Annotated in this window: 16 protein-coding genes; 10 read left to right on the top strand and 6 right to left on the bottom strand. The window is 63.2% G+C overall.

What is annotated here, in order from left to right:
* Positions 1 to 64 precede the first annotated feature (64 nt).
* Complete coding sequence (locus SPHV1_RS08395; RefSeq protein ID WP_054945588.1) at positions 65 to 1,042, top strand: UDP-glucuronic acid decarboxylase family protein; 978 nt, start codon at positions 65 to 67, stop codon at positions 1,040 to 1,042.
* Positions 1,039 to 2,067, top strand: a complete 1,029-nt coding sequence (gene galE / locus SPHV1_RS08390) for a UDP-glucose 4-epimerase GalE (protein ID WP_054945587.1) — start codon at positions 1,039 to 1,041, stop codon at positions 2,065 to 2,067. Before SPHV1_RS08395 ends, galE begins: the two co-directional genes overlap by 4 nt.
* Here the strand turns inward: galE and SPHV1_RS08385 are convergent.
* The 3 genes from SPHV1_RS08385 to SPHV1_RS08375 are packed head-to-tail and all read right to left on the bottom strand — an operon-like array spanning position 2,064 to position 7,010.
* On the bottom strand, positions 2,064 to 3,857 hold the full coding sequence (locus SPHV1_RS08385; RefSeq protein ID WP_054945586.1) for an ABC transporter ATP-binding protein: 1,794 nt from the start codon (positions 3,855 to 3,857) through the stop codon (positions 2,064 to 2,066). The genes galE and SPHV1_RS08385 overlap by 4 nt on opposite strands.
* The gene (locus tag SPHV1_RS24350) at positions 3,841 to 5,859 is read right to left on the bottom strand and encodes a glycosyltransferase (RefSeq protein ID WP_082430909.1); all 2,019 of its coding nucleotides are present in this window, start codon (positions 5,857 to 5,859) and stop codon (positions 3,841 to 3,843) included. Before SPHV1_RS24350 ends, SPHV1_RS08385 begins: the two co-directional genes overlap by 17 nt.
* Entirely contained in the window at positions 5,856 to 7,010 is a 1,155-nt protein-coding gene (locus tag SPHV1_RS08375) for a glycosyltransferase family 2 protein (RefSeq protein ID WP_054945585.1), read from the bottom strand. Before SPHV1_RS08375 ends, SPHV1_RS24350 begins: the two co-directional genes overlap by 4 nt.
* A gap of 151 nt (positions 7,011 to 7,161) precedes the next feature.
* On the opposite strand from SPHV1_RS08375, the gene SPHV1_RS08370 reads away from it, so the two are divergent.
* Positions 7,162 to 8,151 (top strand): glycosyltransferase family 2 protein, encoded by a 990-nt coding sequence (locus SPHV1_RS08370; RefSeq protein ID WP_231634588.1) that lies wholly within the window; start codon positions 7,162 to 7,164, stop codon positions 8,149 to 8,151.
* Here SPHV1_RS08370 and SPHV1_RS08365 read toward each other — a convergent pair.
* Positions 8,112 to 9,440 (bottom strand): glycosyltransferase family 4 protein, encoded by a 1,329-nt coding sequence (locus tag SPHV1_RS08365; RefSeq protein WP_054945583.1) that lies wholly within the window; start codon positions 9,438 to 9,440, stop codon positions 8,112 to 8,114. The two genes, SPHV1_RS08370 and SPHV1_RS08365, sit on opposite strands and share 40 nt — an antisense overlap.
* Before the next feature lie 332 nt (positions 9,441 to 9,772).
* Between SPHV1_RS08365 and SPHV1_RS08360 the strand changes: the two genes are divergently transcribed.
* The 7 genes from SPHV1_RS08360 to SPHV1_RS08335 all read left to right on the top strand — a co-directional run bounded on the left by SPHV1_RS08360 (position 9,773) and on the right by SPHV1_RS08335 (position 16,858).
* Positions 9,773 to 11,083 (top strand): UDP-glucose/GDP-mannose dehydrogenase family protein, encoded by a 1,311-nt coding sequence (locus SPHV1_RS08360; RefSeq protein ID WP_054945582.1) that lies wholly within the window; start codon positions 9,773 to 9,775, stop codon positions 11,081 to 11,083.
* 242 nt (positions 11,084 to 11,325) lie between these two features.
* Positions 11,326 to 11,520: a hypothetical protein gene (locus SPHV1_RS24910; protein ID WP_139384033.1), complete on the top strand. Its 195-nt coding sequence runs from the start codon at positions 11,326 to 11,328 to the stop codon at positions 11,518 to 11,520.
* Positions 11,521 to 11,783: 263 nt separating this feature from the next.
* Positions 11,784 to 12,839, top strand: a complete 1,056-nt coding sequence (locus SPHV1_RS08355) for a hypothetical protein (RefSeq protein ID WP_054945581.1) — start codon at positions 11,784 to 11,786, stop codon at positions 12,837 to 12,839.
* 368 nt (positions 12,840 to 13,207) lie between these two features.
* Entirely contained in the window at positions 13,208 to 14,362 is a 1,155-nt protein-coding gene (locus tag SPHV1_RS08350) for a glycosyltransferase family 4 protein (RefSeq protein ID WP_054945580.1), read from the top strand.
* Between the two features lie 41 nt (positions 14,363 to 14,403).
* Positions 14,404 to 15,567, top strand: coding sequence for a glycosyltransferase (locus SPHV1_RS08345; RefSeq protein WP_231634587.1), 1,164 nt, complete (start codon positions 14,404 to 14,406; stop codon positions 15,565 to 15,567).
* A 29-nt stretch (positions 15,568 to 15,596) separates the two neighbouring features.
* A complete protein-coding gene (locus SPHV1_RS08340) occupies positions 15,597 to 16,172 on the top strand; it encodes a polysaccharide biosynthesis/export family protein (RefSeq protein ID WP_231634586.1) in 576 nt (191 codons plus the stop codon).
* Between the two features lie 5 nt (positions 16,173 to 16,177).
* A complete protein-coding gene (locus tag SPHV1_RS08335; RefSeq protein WP_054945578.1) occupies positions 16,178 to 16,858 on the top strand; it encodes a serine O-acetyltransferase in 681 nt (226 codons plus the stop codon).
* Positions 16,859 to 16,916: 58 nt separating this feature from the next.
* On the opposite strand, the gene SPHV1_RS08330 is transcribed toward SPHV1_RS08335, so the two are convergent.
* Both SPHV1_RS08330 and SPHV1_RS08325 read right to left on the bottom strand, forming a co-directional pair.
* The gene (locus SPHV1_RS08330; RefSeq protein WP_231634585.1) at positions 16,917 to 18,260 is read right to left on the bottom strand and encodes an outer membrane beta-barrel protein; all 1,344 of its coding nucleotides are present in this window, start codon (positions 18,258 to 18,260) and stop codon (positions 16,917 to 16,919) included.
* Positions 18,257 to 19,231: a glycosyltransferase family A protein gene (locus tag SPHV1_RS08325; RefSeq protein ID WP_054945576.1), complete on the bottom strand. Its 975-nt coding sequence runs from the start codon at positions 19,229 to 19,231 to the stop codon at positions 18,257 to 18,259. The genes SPHV1_RS08330 and SPHV1_RS08325 overlap by 4 nt, the downstream gene beginning before the upstream one ends.
* Between the last annotated feature and the right edge of the window lie 4 nt (positions 19,232 to 19,235).

The raw sequence follows: 19,235 nt of genomic DNA, 5'->3' as shown, positions 1-19,235 counted from the left end.
GTTGCCCAGCTTGACCTGAGCGGTTCAAATTTGACGCACGCCCGGCGGGCGACGACGGAGGTACATGGCGAAACGTCATTTGGCGCGCAGGAAGCGGGTTCTCGTAACCGGCGGCGCCGGGTTCCTGGGATCTTTCCTGTGCGAGAGGCTTCTGTCGCTCGACCATGAAGTCGTGTGCGTGGACAACTTCTTCACCGGCACGCGCGACAACATCGCCCGGATGTTCGGCAACCACCGCTTCGAGATCCTGCGGCACGACGTCACCTTCCCGCTCTACGTGGAAGTGGACGAGATCTACAATCTCGCCTGCCCGGCCAGTCCGATCCACTACCAGCACGATCCCGTCCAGACGACCAAGACCAGCGTGCACGGCGCAATCAACATGCTTGGCCTCGCCAAGCGCACGGGGGCACGGATCCTCCAGGCTTCGACCTCGGAGATCTACGGTGATCCCGAAGTCCATCCCCAGCGGGAAGATTACTGGGGCCGCGTCAATCCGATCGGCCCGCGCTCCTGCTACGACGAGGGCAAGCGCTGCGCCGAGACGCTGTTCTTCGATTACCGGCGCCAGCACCAGTTGCCGATCAAGGTCGCGCGCATCTTCAACACCTATGGCCCCCGCATGCAGCCCGACGACGGCCGCGTGGTCTCGAACTTCATCCTGCAGGCACTGCGCGACGAGCCGATCACCATCTACGGCGACGGAAAGCAGACGCGCTCGTTCTGCTTCGTCGACGACCTGATCGACGGGTTGATTGCGCTGATGGACACGCCCGACGATTTCACCGGCCCGGTCAATCTGGGCAACCCGGTCGAGTTCACGATGCTCGAACTGGCGCAAAACGTGATCGAGCTGACCGGCAGCGCCTCCGCGCTCGAGTATCGCCCGTTGCCGCAGGACGATCCGCGCCAGCGCCAGCCTGACATCACGGTCGCCCGCGAGAAACTGGGGTGGCAACCATCGGTGCCGCTCCGGGAGGGCCTCGGCCGCACCATCGACTATTTCCGCGAACTCATGGAAGCAGGACTGATACCGGCATGATCACCGGCAAGCCCCCCGCACAACGCACGATCCTCGTCACCGGCGGTGCCGGCTATGTCGGCTCCCATTGCTGCAAGGCTTTTGCCGAGGCGGGTTGGCGGGTCGTGACATACGACAACCTCTCGCGCGGCCATGCCGATGCGGTCCGCTGGGGGCCACTGGTCGTCGGCGACATTCTGGATGGGGATGCGCTCGACGCCGCCTTCGCGCAGTACAAGCCCGATCTGGTCGGCCACTTCGCCGCCTTCGCCTATGTCGAGGAATCGGTCAGGAAGCCCGAACTTTACTATCACAACAACAGCATCGGCAGCTTCACCCTGCTGGACCGGATGCGCGCGGCGGGGATCGACAAGCTGATCTTCTCCAGCACTTGCGCAAGCTATGGCGTGCCGACCCGGGTGCCGATCGACGAATCCCACCCGCAGTCCCCGATCAACCCTTACGGCTGGTCGAAGTTCATGGTCGAACGGATGCTGTCCGACTACGCCTCGGCCCATGGGCTCGACAGTGTTGCGCTGCGCTACTTCAACGCCGCCGGCTGCGATCCCGATGGCGAGATCGGTGAGTGCCACGATCCGGAGACCCACGCGATCCCGCTGGCGATCGAGGGCGCACTGGCGGTGGATCGGCCCTTCACCGTTTTCGGCACCGACTTCGACACACGCGATGGCAGCGCGGTGCGCGACTACATCCACGTCTCCGATCTGGCGTCGGCCCACGTGCTGGCCGGCGAATGGATCATGGACCGCAAGGGCTTCCATCCCTTCAACCTGGGCACCGGCAATGGCACGACCGTGCTGGAAATCGCCGAAGCCGTGGCGCGCATCTGCGGGGTCGACCGCCCCGCGCAACTCGGCCCGCGCCGCGCTGGCGATCCGCCGGTGCTGATCGCCAATGCCGCCAAGGCGCGCGAGGAACTGGGCTGGATTCCCCGGCGCTCGGACATCGACACGATCGTGAGCACGGCCGTCGCCTGGTACCGCAAGTGTGCCGATACGGCGGTCCGGGAGAAAGCTCCGGCCTAGCCCAGCGCGGCAACCGAACCGTCCGCGTGGGGGCCGAAGACTTCGGCAGGCGGCCCCTCGGCCAGAACCCGGCCATTGCCGATACGCACCACGTGATCGACATTGCGAACCGTTTCGAGCCGGTGAGTGATGATCAGCACGGTCCGCCCGGCAAAGCGCTGCTCGAGGCAAGTGCGCACTCGCGCTTCGAGCGCCGTGTCCAGCGCGCTGGTCGCCTCGTCGAGGATCAGGATGCCCGGATCGCGCAGAATGGCGCGGGCAAGGCCAACGCGCTGGCGCTCGCCGCCCGAGAGGTTGAGGCCCTGCTGGCCGATCCAGTCGCGGTCTCCGTACTCCAGCCCTGCCAGCATGTCTGCGAGGCCCGACAGCGCGTAGGCATCGGCCAGTGCTGCACGGTTCGCATCCGAGCGGGCCATCAGCACATTGTCGCGCACCGTGCCTTCGACGAGATCGATGTCCTGCCCGGCCACGGCAATCGCGCGCAGCCATTCTTCGCGCCGGATCGTCGCGATGTCGGTATCGTCGAGCAGGATCTGCCCGGCTTCGGGCCGGTAGAGACGCAAGAGCAGGTTGACGATCGTCGTCTTGCCCGAACCGCTGGCGCCGACCAGCGCCGTCGTGCGGCCGGCAGGAATGGAGAAGCTGACGCGGTCCAGCGCCTCCTTCTCCTCGTAGCCGAACACGACATCGCGAAAGGCGATGGATCGAAACGTCTCGGGCATCGGCCGCATGCCCGGATCGGGGTAGGTCTTGCCCTCCGGCCCGATCATGCGCCGCACCGATTGCAGCTGCGGCGCCGACTGGGCAAGGAAAAGAGAGTTGCTGGCGAATTCCTGCAAGTGCGGCTGGAGGCGGTAGAGCAGCGCGACAATGGTCAGCGTTGCGTGGAAATCGACCTTGAGCGCGCCTGCCCCGCCCACGATCAGGCAGATGATCGCAAGATAGCCGATTTCGGTTGCCGGGCGGATCGCCGCGGACAGCCGTTCCATGCGTGCCAGGCTCTCACGCGCCGAGGCCGAGGATTTGACGAAGGCGGCGTCCTGCGCTTTCTCACGGCCATAGGCGCGAATCGCGCGCATGCCTTGCAGGGTCATCAGCATCAGCCCGCCCATCGACTGGTGCTCTGCCTTCACCGATGCACCCAGCTGCGTCACCGGCCGCGACAGGCGTTCGAGAAAGAACGAGACGGCGCCTGCGCAGATGAAGGCGATCAGGGTGATCCGCCAGGACAGCATGAACAGGAAAAAGGCGAAAACCGCGGTCGCGCAGATGTTGATGATGAGCCGGGTGAAGGCATTGTAGGCCGCGGCAATGCCCCAGCTGTCGGTCCCGAGCACTTCCATCAGCTCGGCCTGTTCATGGCGACGGATGAAGTCGTAGGAGACGCCGAGGTATTCGCCGTGGATCGCGTTGCGGGCTTTTTCGCTGATCCGCGCACCCAAACCTTGCGCGATCCGGTTGTAGAAATAGGCGAGGACGCCGCGCATCACGATCAGCGCGAAGATCGCCGTGGCAAGCTCGGCCGGCCCGCCCAGCCATTCGAGGATCGAGGCAGCCGCCTGCCCGAAATCGCGGGCTACCGTACCGGTATCGTCGAGCTGGCCGAACGCGGCGTAGAGAAACACGATGATCAGGCTGATGCCAGCCGTCTCCGCCAGCGAGGCGACCAGCCCCATGATGACGAGCAGGGGCGCGGCCCGCTTCGCCGCAGGGGCAATGGCGAGGAGCGCGTTGAGATCCCTGAGAGCGGCAATCCTGCCGCCGGCCCCGGTGTCAGCTTCCTTGCCCATAGCTCTCCTCGTAGGAGCCGATCGTAAAACGAACCGGACCATGGCCTTGCCTGCGCCGGGGCCGTCCTGCGATCCGCTGACGCAGGCCGCGCACAAGCGCGCGCGGCACTCTCGCCAATAGCACGCCCAGCGCCGCGAAGGGAGCTTGCGCCGCGAATTCTGGCAACAATTTCAGCATGGAGCGAAAGTCGCCCCGCTCTGCCGCCGCCAACAGGCTCCATTCGAGATAGAACCTGCGCCCCGTGCGGATCTCCTTGCGGTACTGCGGGTGCCGCGCGACCATTTCGGCCGCGACCAGATCGAAGGAACGCAACATGCGCATCATGTCGCTCGACATATTACCGTCCATGACGCGGTAACCGGTCAGCGGCTCGGGCACGAGCGCGAAGCGGAACTTCTCGGCGATGCGGAAATAGATCGAGAGATCCTCGCAGCCTTGCGCGCCGCGTTCGTGCAACGAGGAATCGAAGCCGCCGACATGTTCCAGCGCCTCTCGGGTCATCAGCGCGGCGCTGCCGTTGCCCACGAAATTGCCGTGCATGATCGCGTGGAGCACGTCCCCTTCCGCATGCGGCCGGTGGCTGAGGCTGGTGACACAACTCTCCCCGTCGATCCGGGCATACCAGGTATAGGCGAGACCAGCCCTCCTTCCCGCTGCCTTGAGCGCCGCGAGCTGCCGCTCGATCTTGGTCGGCGCCCACAGGTCGTCGGCATCGACGAAGGCGATCAGGTCCGAAGCCGCAGCCTGCCACCCGCGATTGCGCGCGGCGGCGACCCCGGCATTGTCCTGCTGCATGAGTGCGATGCGCGGATCCTCGGCCGCGACCTTCAGTACCTGCGCCGCCGTGGAGTCGGGCGAACCGTCATCGACGACCACGATCTCCAGCGCCCGGTGGCTCTGCGTCTGGACGCTCTGCAGGGTCTCCGCGATGAGGCCGTCAGCCTTGTAAGCCGGGATGACGACACTCACGAGTTCGGCATCCCGGCCCGGTACGATGCCCAACATCCGCGCGATGGCATCGACGACAGCGCGTTGCGACTGCGCGGCAATCCTGCCCTCCAGCATGTGCGCCAGATTGGCCGATACCTGCGGCCAGTGCGGCACCAGTTCACCCGGCGTACGGCAGGCACCACTGCAGAAGGCTTCGAGGATCATCCTCGCGGCGGTCGCCACGTCTTCCGGTCCGACCGCAATCTGCGGCAAGTCATGCAGGTCGTTGCGCCAGGCGCGGTCCTGTCCGGCGGCAACGGCAGCGCACCATAGCTCGAACCATGCGAAACCGGTGGAGGCATCCTCGGCAGCTGCTCCCGCTTCGAAGCAGCCCCTGGCGATCACCCTTTGCGCATCGCCGAAAAGCTGCACGAGATCGGTCGAGAGCGAACCGGGCCGAAGGCGATAGCGCGCGTGGAGGTCGCGGATCGGCACGAAGGCGCTGCCGGCCAGGGCCAGCCTTTGCCACATGTCCCAATCCTCGCAGGTTCTGAACGCCGTATCGAAGCCGCCCAGGCTTTCCACCGGGTCGCGCCGGAGCAGCACCGCATGCGGGGCCAGCGGATTGCGGTGGGCGAACGTCCCCACCGGATCGGCCGCGATAGCGGGATCGAAGCGGGGCATGAACCCCTTCCCCCGGGGTGTGACCCGCAGATAACCGCAGTAACTGGCATCGGCCGCAGCATCGCCCGCGAGACCGATGGAAAGCCACTTGAGGTGATCGGGCGCAATCCAGTCATCGGAATCGATGAAGAACAGCGACCTGCCGCGCGCATGGCGCAGTCCTTCATTGCGCGCGGCGGCCAGGCCCAGCCCCCCCGCCTCGACCATGGCGAACCGGGGGTCGCTATTGCAATAGCGCCCGGCAATCGCAGCGGTCGCATCGCTCGAACCGTCGTTGACGATCACCGCGTGCCAATCGTGCATTTCCTGTACGAGCAGGCTGTCGAGCGTTCGGGCCAGCGTGGCCTCGGCGTCGCGGGCAGGAATGATGACGGATATATCGCTCACGGCTGCGGCGCCTTGCGGTGGCGCCAGTAGTAGATCAGCCCCGCAACATAGCCGGATATCTCCTGGCGCAGAAACCGGTTGTCCGGTCGCTGCCCCCGAACCACTCGGTGCAGGGCGCGCCCGGCGTAATAGCGCGGCATGATCGCGAAGGCCCGGCGCAGGTTGCCGCGATTGCCGGTGCGCTCATGCTGGACCATCAGGGCCGCCGCATGACCGCGCATGTAGTGGTATATCTGCGAGGCAAGCCCGGCGATCTCCCGACGGTGGACATGGAAGGCCACTGCAGCCGGATCGTAGACGCATACGCCGCCATGGCTGAGAACCCGGTGCCAATATTCGGAATCGCCCGAGCAGCCCGCCGCGCCGACATCGAGGCGCTCGTCGAAGTAACCGGCGATCTCGAAGGCGCGCCGGTGAAAGGCCATGCTGGCCCCGGCGCCGATCTTCCAGACTTCGCTGCCGGTATGGCGGTCCACCGCGAAGAAGCTCTCGTCGAAGCGGCGGGGCATATAGCCCTGTCCGAAACTCCAGTGCGTCTCGAACAGGATCTGCGCCTCCGTTTCCAGTTCGGCCGGGAGCACGAGCCCGGTTACGGCCATGGCATCGCCGGCTTCCAGCGCGAGCGTCAGGCGTTCCAGCCAGCGCGGATGAAGCCGCACGTCATCGTCGGTATAGGCGATGACCGTCGAACGTGCCCGGCGTGCGCCGCTGTTGCGGGCGATGTCGAGCCCGGGCCGGTCCTCGCGCACATAGACGACACCCGCCTCTTCTGCGACGTGCCGGGTGCGATCGTCCACCGAGGCATTGTCGACGACGATGACCTCGGCGGGCCGGTAAGTCTGGTGCACCAGCGAGGCGAGGCATTCGCGCAGGACATCGGGCCGGTCGCGGGTGCAGATCACCACCGAAGCATCGAGAGTCGGGTGACGGTGATCGCCGACCACCTCCCGCGCACGTGCGAGGGCGGGCGAAGAGGTGAAAGCCTGCCAGTGGCGCTGCAGGTCGATGGGCTCGCCGGGGCGCCCTTCGTCGATGACCTGCCCCACCGGCACGTCCTGCCACCAGAACACGACGAGCGTTCGTGCCGTCTCGCGGACGGGCGCAGGCGGCATGGCCGATGCGTCTATGTGCTCTATGGCGATGCGGGACATTTCAGGCGGACTTTCTGCTGCAATGCGGCGACAATGCTGAAACGCTTCGATCAGACAATCCCGCGAAGCGCCCGCTGGTTCCGAAATCGGGCCGGACAGTGCTTTCGCCCACGAAGATGTTCGGGCAGACTGGCTTTCGAAGCCAATGGAGATGTGCTTGGAACCTGCCGGCAGCGAAACCGTATCCGTCATCGTACCGGCCTATAACGCGGCCCGGACGATCGACGAGACGCTGCGCAGCGTCGCGGCCCAGACCCATCGCGAACTCGAAATCGTGGTCGTCGACGACGGATCGGTGGACGACACGCCCGCCATCGTGCGGGGACTTGCGGCGCAGGATCCGCGCATCCGTCTTGTGCGCCAGGCCAATGCCGGTGTCGCCGCAGCCCGCAACGCCGGGATCACGGCCTCGACCGGCCGGTTCATCGCCCCGATCGACGCGGACGACCTGTGGCATCCGGCCAAGATCGAACGACAACTGGCCGTGTTTCGCCAGGGCGGTGAGCGGCTGGGGCTCGTCTACACCTGGTTTGCGCTGATCGACGGCAAATCGCAGGTCGTGCAGCTGCGCCACCAGCCGCGCCACGAAGGTGACGTGCTGGCCCGCCTCGCCTTTCACAACTTCATCGGCAATGGCAGCTCTGCGCTGTTCCGGCGCTCCGCGTTCGACAGGACCGGCGGCTACGATCCGACCCTGCGCGCTCGTGGCGGGCAAGGGTGCGAGGACTGGAAGCTCTATTTCGAGATCGCCGAGCATCACTGCTTCGGCTTCGTGCCCGAACCGCTCACCGGCTATCGCGACCTTCCCGACAACATGTCGAGCGACGTCCTGCAGATGCTGCGCTCGCGCGACTTGTGCACGGCGGACCTGCTGCCGCGCCACCCGGAGCTTGCAAAGGCATTCCGGTCGGGCCGCAATCGCCTGAGCCGCCTGCTGTTTCACCGCGCCATTCGCCTTGGCCGCACGAAAGACGTCATGCGACTGGCGGTGTCGATCGGCCGCTACGATCCGGCTTTCCTTGCCGTCGTCATCGGTTCTCTGCCGCTCTCCGCCGCGAAAGGCGTGCTCGGACGCCTGCTGCCCGGAGGAGGATACCAGGGTCATTCCAGCACGGCCTTCGCCCTGCTCGACCCACTCTGAAGCGATGCAAGGTCGCGGCCCTGCGCGATCACTTCGGCGAACAGGTCGGTCAGGAGTTCGAGGTGCCTTTCGGCAGAATACTGCGCTTTGGCCTTGAGCGGCCCCGCGGTGCGCAACCGCCGGTCGAGCCCCGGATCTGCCGCGAGGCGCGCGATGCATTCAGCCAGCGCCGTCGCATTGCCGGTCTCGAACAGCAGGCCGTCCTCGCCATCGGTGATCGCTGCCGATAGCGAACCCAGATCGGAGGCGATCACCGGCACCCCCGCACTGATGCTTTCCAGATAGAAGTTCGGCAGGTTTTCGAACCAGACCGAGGGGATGATCGAAGCCGTTGCATTGCCCAGCAGGCCCGCGACATCCTCGGCCGCGACCGGGCGTTCGAAACGGATGCAATCGGCAAGGCCGGCACGCTCGACACGCCGCACCAGCGCCTTTTGATAATCCTCGTATTGCGCTCCGCCGACGATGCGCAGTTTCGGGGGATCGCCCGGACGCCGCTTCAATATCGCCATCGCCTCGATCAGTGTTTCCAGGCCCTTCGACGGGTCGAGGCGTCCGGCATAGAGAAGGTACTTTCCGGGACCGCCCGCGCCCGCCGCAAAGATCTCCTCGTCGGCGAATGTGGGAATGCAGGCCAGCCGCGCGGGATCGAAGCCACCGCGGACCATGAAATCGGTCAGGAACGGGTTGGTCGTGACGAACCGGTCGATCAGGTCGAAATAGCCCTGCCGGCGATGATACCATGTCGCTGCCGCATCGAGAGCCGAGATGACGCGACTGCCATGCACGCAGCCATGCACGACGCCGGGCAGAAGACGGCCACCAAGGCATTGCGTGCAGCTCTCCCCGTTGCGCAGGAAATGGTGCTCGGCACACAGGTACCCATAGTCGGAGACGCGCACCACGATCGGTACCCCGGCGTTGTGCAGCGCGACAAGAACGGACGGCGACAGCTTGCGCAAGAACAGGATCAGGTAGGCAGCGTCGGGCCGGAAATCCTCGATCAGCCGGGCAAGATCCCGTTCCACCTCGCGCGAATAGAACAGGCGGCCAAGGCTGCGCCCGAGCGATCCGGGATCGGAGCGATGCTCGTCGAAGTAGACCTGGTCAGCCTTGCCGATCGGCTTGGTGAAATAAGAAGACCAGGGGCTGCTGCGGTTCTGTTCGTAATCGATCGAAAAGACCGCGGTCTCATGCCCCGCGCGTTGCAGAACCCTCTCGATGTTGAACAGGTAACGCTCCGCCCCGCTTGCCACGAAATAGCGGTGATTGATCAGCAGCAGCCGCAAGTCTTGATCCCAGGCACGACCACGCAGGAGCGATCCTTAACGTAGTGCAAATTACAGTTAACAATACCGAAACCGTGCCTTCGGCAATCCCCCAAAAGGCGGAGGCCGGACACGACCAGCCCCCTTGTCCCAGGTCGGAACAGCAGGGCTGACAATATGTTAACGCATGTTTTGACCCGCCGCGCCTGCGTTCGCCGTTGCTTTGCAACAGGTCGTCCATTCTTTTTCGCAGTTGCGAATTCAGAGGTGGAAATTGCTCGCAGACTTCGCGTAGATAATTAGCGAAGGGTTCACCCCCGATCTCCCGAAAATTTGCAAATGGTGGCACTGACATGAAGATTGCGATGGTTGGATCCGGCTATGTCGGTCTGGTTTCCGGCGCCTGCTTCGCCGATTTCGGACACGACGTGGTCTGCATCGACAAGGATCAGTCGAAGATCGACCGGCTCCATGCCGGTGTCATGCCCATCTATGAGCCGGGCCTCGACGCGCTGGTCGAGAACAACGTGAAGGCAGGCCGCCTCTCCTTCACCACTGACCTGGCCGAGGGGATCAAGGGCGCCAGCGCGATCTTCATCGCCGTCGGCACGCCGTCGCGTCGCGGTGACGGCCATGCCGATCTCTCCTTCGTCTATGCGGTCGCGCGCGAAGTGGGTGAGAGCCTGTCGAACGATGCCGTGATCGTCACCAAGTCGACCGTACCCGTCGGCACCGGTGACGAAGTCGAACGCATTCTCAGGGAGAGCGGCACCACGCACCGCGTCGCTGTCGTCTCCAACCCGGAATTCCTGCGCGAAGGCGCCGCCATCGGCGATTTCAAGCGCCCCGACCGCATCGTCATCGGTGCCGAGGACGATTTCGGCCGTGAGGTCATGCAGGAAGTCTATCGCCCGCTGTTCCTCAACGAATCGCCGATCCTGTTCGTCAGCCGCCGCTCGGCGGAGATCACCAAATACGCCGCCAACGCGTTCCTCGCGACCAAGATCACCTTCATCAACGAGATCGCCGATCTGTGCGAGAAGGTGGGTGGCAACGTTCAGGACGTCGCCCGCGGCATCGGCCTAGACAACCGCATCGGCTCCAAGTTCCTGCATGCCGGCCCCGGCTACGGCGGCTCGTGTTTCCCGAAGGACACCCTCGCACTGCTCAAGACCGCGGAGGACTACGACAGCCCCCTGCGCATCGTGGAAGCAGTCGCCAAGGTCAACGACAGCCGCAAGCGGGCGATGGGCCGCAAGGTCATCGAAGCGCTCGGCGGGCTCGACGCCGCGCGCGGCAAGCGCGTCGCGATGCTCGGCCTGACCTTCAAGCCGAACACCGACGACATGCGCGACAGTCCTTCGATCGCAATAGCCCAGACACTCGCCGATTCCGGGGTCACCGTTACCGCCTACGACCCCGAGGGCATGGAACTGGCCAAGCCGCTGATGCCCGAAGTGCAGATGGTCGACAATTCCTACGAAGCCATCGAAGGCGCCGACGCGGTCGTGATCGTGACCGAATGGGATGCATTCCGCGCGCTTGACCTCAACCGGGTGAAACAGCTCGCCAAGGCCCCGGTGCTGGTCGACCTGCGCAACATCTACAAGCCGGACTTCGCCCAAGCCGCCGGTTTCACGTACTATTCGATCGGCCGGGCCTGATCACCGGAGGGGGCGAGAGCCCCGCAACTTTGAACTGTTTCGGGCACGGTGCGCTGAAGGGCGTGCTGTGCCCGAAGTGCATTGCACCCATGGAAACAGCCGGATCCAACCAGAAAATTCTTGATATCTCCCTCCTTCGGATAGTCCAATGCTAAGAACGTGTTAAGAAGATGAAGGTAGTCCGTTCCCGAGTAAGGCTGAACTGAAGCCTGAACGAGATCACAGGATTGCGGAGGGTCGCGATGAGCAAAGGAACAGGATTGACGAAGGTCAATGGCTCGAAGACGACCGAACAGGTCGTCGGCGAAGCCTTGCACCTGGCAGGATCCGCTGTCGTAACCGCAGGTGTCGCCGCTGCGCTGGTTCTCGTAGCCGTTCCCGCGACTCTCGGCGTGGGCATCGCCGCCGGCTGGAAGGCTCTGCGCAAACGCCGCTGACAAACCCGAAACTTTGCGATCCGGCTCCGTCAGGGAAGGCAATCCTGCCCAATCGCACCTGAACTGACGGCCCGAAGCCCACATCTGGCCGCGCCCCTGCTTCAACTGGTCAGTTTTTAACGTATCTCAACGTAACCCGGGTTGCGCTCCCGGCACGCTATCGTCACTTTCCCGGCTGCACGAGGTCGGGCCCGCAGGTATTGCCTGCACTGCACACGAGCCCCCGGCCTCTCCATCCATCCTTGGCTGCCGGGAAACTGACGATGCAATCGAAGCTCACGCGCCGCTATGTCATCACCACCGCTCTTACCGCCTCCACGGGACTCTCTGCCCTCGTCCTTTCGCGGTCGTTATCGGCCGGGGACACGACCTCAATCAGGAGCAAGACCTTCAAGGGCAATCGCACCGTTGAGGGCGTGAAAGGCGATGGCGGTGAAGGCCTCCTCGCCCAATCGAACTCCCTTATCCAGAACTGCAAGTTCCTCGACGTAGGCAATGGCGCCGTGCGCGTGCGCGCACCCATCGACAATCTCAGGATCGAGAACTGCGAAGCGAACAATCTCTACCGCTTTTTGGAAGTAACCAGTTCGGACAAGAAGGTCCCGGCCGACCTCACCCATTTCGTCGTGCGCCAGGTCACCGCGCGCGAGGTCGACCGAACCATGACCCGCATCCGCTATGGATCGCACAGCGGCACGATCGAGGACGTGAAAGCCTTCGGCAGTTCCCGGTGCGATCTTTACTGCGTGGGCTACCAGCTCGACGGCACCGCCCATGACATTACCTACACCCGGGTGGAGGCCCACGATTTCCGCGAAGCCTCGCGTCCCAAGGACAAGTACTGGAACGGCGATGGCTTCTCAGACGAGCGCGGCAACCACGGCATCCGCTATATCTCGTGCGTCGCCACCGGCTGCAGCGACGGCGGGTTCGACCTCAAATCGGCGGATGTGCGCCTTGAAAACTGCATCGCACGTGCGAACAAGCGCAACTATCGCCTCTGGAACAGTGGCGAACTTTTACGCTGCACCAGCGTTGATCCGCACCATTACGGTGGCACCGGCGGCAAGTCGCACTTCTCCTTCCACGGCGGCGTCAAGCGCTACATCATCGACCAGCCGGTAGTGAAAGCATCGCCGGGAAACTCCGCGCCGGTCTTCTTCTTCGCGACCAAGGAACCGATGCACCTCGAGATCCGCAATGCGATGATCGACGCACCCGATGCTCCTCTCATTCGGGTCGAGGGGCCCGAGCCGGTGATCACCTGGGTCCCGGAGCGGGATGCACAAAAGATAAGGGTGAAGCGGAACCGCGCCTGAAATCGATTGTTATATAATCCGGCAAACCGGGCGGCCGGGCGTCACCCGTTATCGCCTGTTAGCTACCTTGTGAAATTACCTTAACTCGGACGTCATACGATATAGCGAGGCGAAAACCCGACGAGAAGACTGCTGCAGTGCACAATAGGCGTTCAAGTACCCATTGGGGCAGGCTATCATTCGATTCAACGGACAGCTATCGTCTGCTTAGTATTGAAGCACTTGATACTGAGTCGATCAGAATAAACGTGGAACAATGTCGTCGCATCGGATTGGCCTACCCCTTTCGGGGTAAGTCTTTTGTCTGAGGCTCTAGATTATTGGCAATAGAGCGATGGCGGCGTACGCACTCGAACAGGGCAAGCGCCATGAAGATATTCGTTACCGGCCTTCGAGGGATGCCTCGTGTCATGGGCGGGATTGAGAGTCACTGCGAGGAATTGTTGCCGCGCATCAAATCGGCCAACAATGACTTGGACATCAATGTCCTGTGCCGGGCGCCCTATGTCGACCCGGAGCGGCGCACATTCGAGAGTATCGCGCTCACACCGCTCCCTGCTCCGCGCTCGCGTTCGTTCGAAGCGATCGTCGCCACTTTCGTCGCAACGCTTTACGCCTGGTTTAACAAGGCTAATGTCCTGCACATCCATGGCATCGGCCCGGCGCTCATGACACCGCTTGCGCGCCTCCTCGGCCTCAAGGTGATCGTGACCCACCATGGCGCCGACTACGAGCGCGCGAAGTGGGGCAAGATGGCCAAGATGATCCTGCGCGTCGGCGAACGGTCGGGCCTGATCTGGGCCGATCGCGTAATCGCGATCTCGCCATCCCTGGCTGATCACTTGCGCGAGATCTTTCCATCGCAGGCGCACAAGGTTTCCTACATCCCCAATGGCACGCCCAAACTGCCTTCCGATGGCGTCGATGTGGCCGAAATTCATGCCGCCCTCGGTCTGACCGGCAAGAAGTATGCTGTCGCCGTCGGTCGCCTTGTCCCCGAAAAGGGCCTTCACGACCTGATCAAGGCGTTCCAGTCGGCGGAACTGGGCGATGACTGGGTCCTGGCGATTGCCGGCGACGCAGACCACGATTCCGAATACGCCCGGGAACTGCGTTCGCATGAAAGTGAGCGGATCCGATTCCTCGGTTTCCAGACGCGCCCGGTGCTCAAATGCCTCTACGACAATTGTGCCCTGTTCGTGATGCCCTCCTACCATGAAGGCCTGCCGATCGCGGCGCTGGAAGCCGCGTCCTGCGAAGCGCCCATGCTGCTCAGCGACATCCAGGCCAATCGAGACCTGGGCCTGGGCGATGACTGCTATTTCCCGGTTGGGGATGTCGAGCGGCTTTCGAACCTGCTGGCAACCAATCACAAGGCGCGGAGTTCTGACTCGCGAACAGTCAAGAAGCGGTTCGACTGGGATGCCGCAGCGTTCAAGACCGCTGCGCTCTATCGGTCGGTCGCGGCAATTCCCAACGGTGCAGTAAGCATCGCTCGATCGGCTTCGCGTTCCGCCAAATAATGATGATGTCAGGTTCCGCAAGAAAGAAGAAGGCCGTCTTCGTGATCAATTCCCTCGCCGGTGGCGGGGCGGAGAGGATCATGACGACCCTGCTGCGCGCTTCCGCCCCCTGGCGGGAGCGTTACGATATTACGCTGGTTCTCCTCGACAGGGAGCCGGATGCCTATGCCGTGCCCGACTGGATCGAGGTGATCCAGCTTGACTGCAAGGGCAAGTTCTTGCCCAGCATCGTGGCGCTGCGCCGCCTCTATGCGCGCATAAATCCGGATGTGACGCTCAGCTTCCTGTCGCGAGCCAACGTCGGCAACATCCTCGCCACGCGGGGCCTGCGCACGGCCTGCATTATCAGCGAGCGCGTGAACAGCACCGCCCATTTCGGGGGACACCTGCGCTCGCTGGCCAGCAAGCTGCTGCTGCGCCTTACCTATCCTTCGGCCGATCACGTCATCGCCGTATCCGATGGCGTGGCGCAGGACCTGCACGACAATTTCGCGGTTCCGCAGGACCGGGTGTCGATCGTCTTCAACCCCGTCGACCACGATCTGATCGAGGATCTGGGCGCGGGCGAACCGGCGATCGCCGTCGGGGGCGAATATATCGCTGCGACCGGCCGCCTCGTACCCAACAAGAATTTCTCGATGCTGATCGATGCCTTCGCGCAGTCCGCACTGCCTTGCTCGCTCGTCATCCTGGGCGAAGGCCCGGAACGCGAGAAGCTGGAAGCGCAGGTTGCCGAACTCGGCCTGCAGGACCGCGTCCACCTGCCCGGTTTCATCGACAATCCCTTCGCCGTACTCAAACGGGCAACGCTGTTCGCGCTGCCTTCGAACGCGGAAGGCTTCCCCAATGGTATGGTCGAGGCCATGGCCTGCGGCCTGCCCGTCGTGACCACGAACTGTCCTTCCGGTCCATCGGAGATCCTCCTCAATAGACCGCGAGACGAAAACGAAGGCATGGTACAGTGCGATGCCGGCGTGGTCGTTCCGACCAATGACGCGTCGGCATTCGCCCAGGCCCTGCGCCTGGTTTACGATCCGGCCACGCGCGATGCGAAGGGCGCAACCGCGACATCCATTACACACAAGTTCGATATTATGCAGACCACGGGCAGATATTGGGAGATCATCGACAGGTTGGCCGCCACCCGGCGCAAATCCGTCACGGCGCACCGCCCCAAGATCGCGGCAAGTGGTCAGACTTCATGAAAAACGGCGTAAACGGCAGAAGACAGAAAATGAGGCGAACGATGGCCAAGAAATGGTTTCAGGCTTTGACACTCACTCTCGCGCTGACCGCTGTCAGTGCACCGCACCCCGTCCTTGCGGGCGAGAAGCCACGCGAAAGCAGGAACGTGGAACTTCAGCTCGCGCCCGGAGATACGATCAAGGTTACCACTTACGGGCTACCGGCCCTGAGCGGCGACTTCGTGATCTCGTCCGAGGGAACCATTGCCTTCCCGCTCGTCGGCAACATCAAGGCCGCAGGCGTCAAGCCATCGGCCATCCAGGAAACGATCACGGCCGGGCTGGCCAGCGGCTACGTGACCGAGCCGAGCGTTGCCGTCGAGGTAGGCAGCTATCGCCCGATCTATATCCTGGGTGAAGTCGGCAAGCCGGGTGAATACCCTTACTCCTTGGGATTAACCATTAGGGATGCTGTCGCGAAGGCCGGTGGCTTCACCTACCGCGCCAATGAAAAGCGCGTCTACATCAAGGGCGCCGGCGAGGATGACGAACATCCCTACAAGTTGACCGCGGGCATTCCCGTGGCACCGGGCGACACGATCCGCATCGGGGAGCGCTACTTTTGAATGATATGTCTCGACTGCAACCGGCAAAGCTGAGTGAGAACCACCAGCGCGGTTGCGCCCGGACGTTCAGGGAACTGCGCCTGCTGCTGACGGCAGACCTCTATCGCTACGGCGGGCGCACCGATGCGAAGGCATTCTGGCGCCATTTTCTGTTTACGCCGGGCTACAAGTACACTGTGCACATGCGCACCTGTGGCTACCTGAAGACACGGCGGTTCAAGGCCTTCGGTCTCTATCCCCTATCCAAGTGGATGCTGCTGCGCTGTCGCTACAAATACGGCATCGCCATTCCCGAATACACGGTGATCGGCCCCGGCCTGTTCATCAACAGATTCGGCGGCATCTACATCAACGGCGATGCCGTGATTGGTGCCAATGCCAACCTGACCCACGGCATGATGCTCGGCCAGGCCAACCGTGGATCGCGCGCAGGATCGCCGGTTCTGGGCGACCGCGTCTTCATTGGCGCAGGGGCGAAGATCATCGGCCATATCCATCTGGGCGACGACTGCGCCATCGGCGCGAATGCCGTGGTCACCAAGACCGTGCCCGAAAAGGGCGTGGTCGGTGGCAATCCGGGCAAGTTAATTTCGGAAAAGGGATCGGAAGGCTACGTCAACCGACTGGTGCCCGAAGACCTCCTCCGGCGCTGCCGCGAAGCTTCTGCCGCAAAATCGCAAGGCTGACCTGCACGGGACCGCCGCCAACCGGTGGCGGTCCGTTCGGGCAGCTCCGCAGTTTTGCCTAGAGCCCCTTGAAGAGGACGCTGACGAAAGCGCGGTTTTCGCTGAAATCCCGTCCGCTCGAAACGCCCGAACTGTCCTGGCCGCGATGACTGAAGCCGGCCTGGAGCGACCAGCGCGGGCTCAACAGCCAGGTCGCCTTGACCTGCCCGGTGAAGCGATTGTCGGTACGATCGATACCGTTGTAATTGCGGTTTTCGTTGCCCGCCTCGAGATGGAAGATCAGGTTGCGCTTCAATTCGTAATCGGCCTGGAGCGTTGCCGTCGTCTTTACGTACCCCCCCGCCTGCCGCACGCCGGTGTCGCTCGCCGTCCGATCGATCTTGGCCGTCAGTGTCACCAGCGGCGTGACGTAATAGGCCAGTTCCCCGCGCAGCAGCAGACCCTTGTTGTCACTGAAGGTCGGGTCTTTGTAGTTCTGCCGCAAGTAGCCGGCACGCAGCGTTCCGCGCATCAGGTGCCCCACCGCAAAGTTCGCGCCCAGCGCCAGTTCGTATCCGGTGGAATCGCGCGCCGGCACCGGGCCGATCCGTGTCCGGTAATCACGCTTGTTAGCCGAGCCGGCGGCAAATATGGCGAAGCTTGGGCTCATCGTATACTGGGCGATCAAGCCGCCCGTATAGACCTGGCGATCACGAAAACTCTGATCGACCACTTCGCCGAGGTTGTTGAAATTGTCGCGATAGGTCAGTCGCTGGTAATCGGCCGTCGCCTGCAAGCTGACACGGTTGAAGCTGTGCCGGATGTCGGCATAGCCTTCGGTCAGCTTGAAACGGTTCGGCCGAATGATCCCGGTCGGGGAGTCAGGCGAGGAACGTTGCTCCGAATTGCGCGAATGCAGGACGTTGGCCTGGAAGGTGGTCGTGCTTCCGACCTGGTATTGCAAGCCGCCCTTGAAGGCGTAGTCATTGGTGTTTTCGGAAGTCAGCTTGAAAAAACGTGTGGCCTCGTATTCGCCCGCCAGCGACCAAGCAAAGCCTTCCGATGGCCGCGAGATCGAGAGGCGTGGACGGACAGTGACGTTTACGTCGCTGGTTCGATTGTTCTCCTGCGCATAAACGTTGTCTTCGAATTCGGAGCTTACCGAAACCTGCGGCATGATCTGAAGCGAACCTGCCTGAATCGGGACCGTTGCATATTCGGGCCGCGAGCGCCCGGTCACGCTTTCCGGTTGATCTTCGTCCAGCGGATTGCCGCTGGCGCCCAAGGTTCCGAGCTTGCTGAAGGGGTCATACCTCTGTGCCATGGCCGGTACGGTCGTGACCCCGAAGGCGACCATGGGAATACACGCCCCCGAAATCGCCCGCGCGATCATGTAGGTCGCGGACATCGATGTCCTGTTCATACGGTTTGCCCTGCCCCGATATGTTTCGCACGAACTGATTTGATCAACTGATAGGCCGACTTGCGCCAGGACGCTGGCGTCCAGCGCGTGACGGCCAGCAATGCCAGAGTGCCCCAGCCTTCCGGCAGGGCGACATCGCTCAAGGGAATGCGGATACGATTGTCCAGCTTGAGCGAATAGCGCGCATAATGCGCGATTTCCTGGTTGATGAGGAGGCGCAACAGGTGCTTCTCCCGCGGCCCCGCGCCGGAAAGCATCGCCCGCGCCGTATCGATCAGGCAGGGTGTCGAAAGCGTGTTCGTCGACTTGCTGACCTTGTTCGTGGAATCGCGACTGAAGTCGGCGGTAAACCGGGAATCGTAGGTGAACACCGAATGCCGCATGGCCCTGAGCCAGAGGTCCTTGTCACCGCCGCGCACGGCCCGCCCCTCAGGAAAGAGGCCGGCTTCGAGCAACAGGTCTCGCCGCAAGGCGATCGCACCGGTCCACATCGGGCATTCGCGCACTTCCAGCCAGGCTTCGAGAAACTGCGCAAAGTCGAGCACGGCACCGTTTTCAAGGCGCCGGGCGATGCGTTGGGGCTGGCTATGGGTATCGAATACGTGGTTGAAGCGGGTCGCCGCGACACCGGCCGCAGGCGCCTTGGCGATGGCACCCGCCAGTATCTCCAGATGATCATCGTGCCAGAAATCGTCGGCATCGAGGAACGCGATCCAGTCACCCCGCGCTTCGCGAATGGCGAGGTTTCGCGCGGCATAGCCGCCAGGCCCGGGCTGATCCCGGTCAAAAATGCGCACGCGTTCGTCATCGATGGCCGCCACGATTTCGCGGCTGCCATCGGTTGAGCAGTCGTTGACCACGATCACTTCGAGGGCAGGCAAGCTCTGCTTCAGCGCGCTCTCGATCGAGGCCGCGACATGATCGGCCTTGTTGTAGAGCGGCAATACCACAGAGAACTTGGGAAACGTCATTCAG

This window comes from Novosphingobium sp. KN65.2, from assembly GCF_001368935.1.
Classification (GTDB): Bacteria; Pseudomonadota; Alphaproteobacteria; order Sphingomonadales; family Sphingomonadaceae; genus Novosphingobium; species Novosphingobium mathurense.
This window is presented reverse-complemented; position numbering and strand designations above follow the sequence as displayed.

Excerpts from the sequence above, each read along its gene's own strand:
- SPHV1_RS08395 (WP_054945588.1), top strand. The coding sequence starts at position 65 with ATGGCGAAACGTCATTTGGCGCGCAGGAAGCGGGTTCTCGTAACCGGC.
- galE (WP_054945587.1), top strand. The coding sequence starts at position 1,039 with ATGATCACCGGCAAGCCCCCCGCACAACGCACGATCCTCGTCACCGGC.
- SPHV1_RS08385 (WP_054945586.1), bottom strand. The coding sequence starts at position 3,857 with ATGGGCAAGGAAGCTGACACCGGGGCCGGCGGCAGGATTGCCGCTCTC.
- SPHV1_RS08375 (WP_054945585.1), bottom strand. The coding sequence starts at position 7,010 with ATGTCCCGCATCGCCATAGAGCACATAGACGCATCGGCCATGCCGCCT.
- SPHV1_RS08370 (WP_231634588.1), top strand. The coding sequence starts at position 7,162 with ATGTGCTTGGAACCTGCCGGCAGCGAAACCGTATCCGTCATCGTACCG.
- SPHV1_RS08360 (WP_054945582.1), top strand. The coding sequence starts at position 9,773 with ATGAAGATTGCGATGGTTGGATCCGGCTATGTCGGTCTGGTTTCCGGC.
- SPHV1_RS24910 (WP_139384033.1), top strand. The coding sequence starts at position 11,326 with ATGAGCAAAGGAACAGGATTGACGAAGGTCAATGGCTCGAAGACGACC.
- SPHV1_RS08355 (WP_054945581.1), top strand. The coding sequence starts at position 11,784 with ATGCAATCGAAGCTCACGCGCCGCTATGTCATCACCACCGCTCTTACC.
- SPHV1_RS08350 (WP_054945580.1), top strand. The coding sequence starts at position 13,208 with ATGAAGATATTCGTTACCGGCCTTCGAGGGATGCCTCGTGTCATGGGC.
- SPHV1_RS08340 (WP_231634586.1), top strand. The coding sequence starts at position 15,597 with ATGAGGCGAACGATGGCCAAGAAATGGTTTCAGGCTTTGACACTCACT.
- SPHV1_RS08335 (WP_054945578.1), top strand. The coding sequence starts at position 16,178 with ATGTCTCGACTGCAACCGGCAAAGCTGAGTGAGAACCACCAGCGCGGT.
- SPHV1_RS08330 (WP_231634585.1), bottom strand. The coding sequence starts at position 18,260 with ATGAACAGGACATCGATGTCCGCGACCTACATGATCGCGCGGGCGATT.
- SPHV1_RS08325 (WP_054945576.1), bottom strand. The coding sequence starts at position 19,231 with ATGACGTTTCCCAAGTTCTCTGTGGTATTGCCGCTCTACAACAAGGCC.